At 65.3% G+C, this 3,087-nt stretch carries 2 protein-coding genes and 1 pseudogene; all 3 read right to left on the bottom strand.

Annotated features, from left to right (window positions below; genetic code table 11):
- Nucleotides 1-9: 9 nt before the first annotated feature.
- Nucleotides 10-1,290, bottom strand: a pseudogene (locus L9Z73_RS28270) (PTS fructose-like transporter subunit IIB); the annotation flags it as partial.
- 11 nt (nucleotides 1,291-1,301) lie between these two features.
- Nucleotides 1,302-2,243 (bottom strand): 1-phosphofructokinase, encoded by a 942-nt coding sequence (gene pfkB, locus L9Z73_RS28265; protein ID WP_247408060.1) that lies wholly within the window; start codon nucleotides 2,241-2,243, stop codon nucleotides 1,302-1,304.
- A partial coding sequence (locus L9Z73_RS28260) for a phosphoenolpyruvate--protein phosphotransferase (RefSeq protein ID WP_345894190.1) occupies nucleotides 2,244-3,087 on the bottom strand: 844 nt, incomplete at its 5' end.

Genomic DNA, 3,087 nt, shown 5'->3' with positions numbered 1-3,087 from the left:
TTACTGCGTCAAGCCGACGGAGAACGCATACGCGGCCTTGTTGATCGGCCCGCCCAGGTCAACGCACATCATGCCGCCGAGCAGGATGCCGAGCAGCACGGCATTGGTGGTGCCCATCGTGCTGAGGAAGTCGGTCAGGCCGGTGAGTAACCGCGCCACCGGCGGGCCCACCAGGTAGATCATCGCCAGGCCCGTGAACAGGCTCGCCAGCAACGGGATGATCAGGATCGGCTTGAGCGCCTCCAGGCTTTGCGGCAAGCGCACCGCACGACTGATCAGCTTGACGCAGTAACCGGCAAGGAAGCCGGCGAGAATCCCGCCGATAAAGCCCGCGCCCAACGTACCGGCCAACAACCCGCCGATCATGCCGGGCGCAAGCCCAGGCCGGTCGGCAATCGAGTAGGCGATATAGCCGGCCAGCAGCGGCACCATCAGCATGAAGGCCCGGTCACCGACGGTTTTCAGAGCCGCCGCCAGGGTGCCGCTTTCTTCAGAGGCATGAATGCCGAACACTAACGACAAGGCGATCAACAAACCACCCGCCACCACCATCGGCAACATGAACGACACGCCGGTCAGCAGGTGTTTGTAGACCCCGGTTTTTTCCGATTTGGCCACCGCGCCGCTCGCCGCGCTTTCAACGACGCCTTCGGCCAGAGCCTTGTTGAGGGTCGCTTCGGCTTGCTTGAGAGCAATGCCGGTGCCGCAGCGGTAGATCTTCTTGCCGGCAAAGCGCTCGGTGGCGACTTCGATATCCGCCGCCAGCAACACCACGTCGGCCTCGGCAATCGCTTGCGGGCTCAACGGCGTGCGTGCGCCAACCGAACCCTGGGTTTCCACCTGCAACTCATAGCCCAGGCGCTTGGCGGTCTGCTGCAACGCTTCGGCGGCCATGAAGGTGTGCGCTACGCCAGTCGGGCAGGCGGTAATCGCGACAATCCGCGGGGTCTGTTTCGTTGCCACCGGGGCTTGGCTGGCGACATACACCTGAGCCTCTTCGGCGCCACGGCGCAACACGGCCTCGACGTCCTGCAAGGCCTGGGCCGGGGTGCTCTGGAACACGCGCTTGCCGACAAACCGCTGCATCTCCACCGGCGTGCTGCTGACCAGCAACACCCACTCGGCGGCATCGAGCGTGGCCTGGGACAGCTGACGTTCCGGGTGCTGCACGTCCACCACTTCGACGCTGGTGCTCCAACCCTGGCGCTGCGCGGCGGCGTCGAGCAAACGGGCGCACAGCACACTGGTGACCATGCCGTTCGGGCAGGCGGTAACAATGGCTAAATTCATCACAAACCCTCTTATTGTTCTGTCAGCGGGCGCACATGGACGCCGCTTTCAAGACGCGCCAACTGCGCGTCATCGCTGATGCCAAAACCGATCTGCGTGACGGCCATCGCGGCAATTGCCGTGGCGCGGCGCAAGGTCGTTTCGGGCACATCGAAACTGAGCAAACCGTGGAGCATCCCGGCCAGCAGCGAATCGCCTGCGCCGACGGTGCTGGCGACGCTGACCTGCGGCGGCGTAGCGTGCAGCGCCGTGCCGGGGCTGAACCAGTTCACGCCGTCGGCACCGTGGGAAATCACCACATGCTCGATGCCCTCGGCATGCAAACGCTCGGCGGCCTGGGCCTGTTGGTCGACGGAGTCCGTCGGGCAATCCAGGGCCTCGGCGAGTTCTTCGGTATTGGGCTTGATCAACCACGGGCGGGCCTTCAACCCGGCGCGCAGGGCTTCGCCGCTGGTGTCCAGGGCAACTTTTAAGCCGAGGTCTTTCAGTTGCACCAATAAGCCTTGGAACCACAGCGGGCTGACGCCGCGCGGCAAGCTGCCGGCAACCACCACCGCATCGTGCCCTGGGGCAATCAGCGTGAGTTGATTGAGCAACGCTTGCTGTGCCTGCTCAGTGACCTGCGGCCCCGGCGCATTGATGTCGGTGACGCGGCCACCGTGTTCGGCAATCTTGATATTGCTGCGGGTCTCGCCGGGCACGCGGATGAACGCATCGGCAAACCCACGGCGAGCGATCAGCGCCTCAAAGGCCTGGGGGTTGTCCTCGCCGAGGAAACCGCCGACGGTGACGTGATGGCCGAGGTCAGCCAGCACTTGGGCGACATTCACGCCCTTGCCGGCGGCGTGGGTCAGCATCGTCTCACTGCGATTGACTTCACCGGGTTCCAGGCGCGCCAGGCGTACCGTGAGGTCCAACGCCGGGTTCAGCGTCAGGGTCAAAATCCTTGCCATCTACACGGCCTCCACAAGGGCTCGCACTTCGGCGGGCGAACCCACCGCGAGTGCTTGTTGGGCCAGGCTCTGGGCCTCGCTCAGACTGAATTCACGCACCCGCGCCTTCACTTCAGGAATGCTGCGGGCCGACACGCTCAACTCATCCACGCCGAGGCCGATCAGCACCGGCACCGCCAGCGGGTCGGCGGCCAGCTCACCGCACACGCCGACCCATTTGCCATGGGCATGGGCGGCGCGCACGGTGATGTCGATCAGTTGCAACACGGCGGGGTGCAGGCCATCGGCCTGGGCCGACAGCGTCGGGTGGCCACGGTCGATGGCCAGGGTGTACTGGGTCAGGTCGTTGGTACCAACGCTGAAGAAATCGACCTCCTTGGCCAGCACCGGCGCGAGCAACGCGGCGGACGGCACTTCGATCATGATCCCCAGTTGCAGGTCGGCCACCGGGATTTCCAGGCGCAGGCGCTCGGTCATGTCCCGGGCCGCGCGCCACTCATCGACGCTGCCGACCATCGGAAACATGATGCGCAGCGCCCGGTTATCCGCCGAGCGCAGCAGCGCGCGCAACTGCGCTTCCATGATCTGCGGGCGTTGCAGCGTGAGGCGAATGCCGCGCACGCCGAGGAAGGGGTTTTCTTCCTCGGCGATCGGCCAATACGGCAGCGGTTTGTCGCCACCCACATCGAGGGTGCGGACCACCAACGGGCGACCGCCAAGACCGTCGAGTACGCGGCGGTATTCGGCTTCCTGGGTGGCTTCGTCCGGCGCCTGGGGGTGGGCCATGAAAATCAGTTCGGTGCGCAGCAGGCCAATGCCTTCGGCGCCCTGCTCCACCGCGCTC

This window comes from Pseudomonas emilianonis, from assembly GCF_023072625.1.
Taxonomy (GTDB): domain Bacteria; phylum Pseudomonadota; class Gammaproteobacteria; order Pseudomonadales; family Pseudomonadaceae; genus Aquipseudomonas; species Aquipseudomonas paraveronii.
Note: the sequence above shows the minus strand (reverse complement) of the source record. Positions and strands in the feature narration are given on the sequence as shown.

What these genes read in the sequence shown, in the direction of transcription:
- pfkB (WP_247408060.1), bottom strand. Translation starts at nt 2,243, where the DNA reads ATGGCAAGGATTTTGACCCTGACGCTGAACCCGGCGTTGGACCTCACG.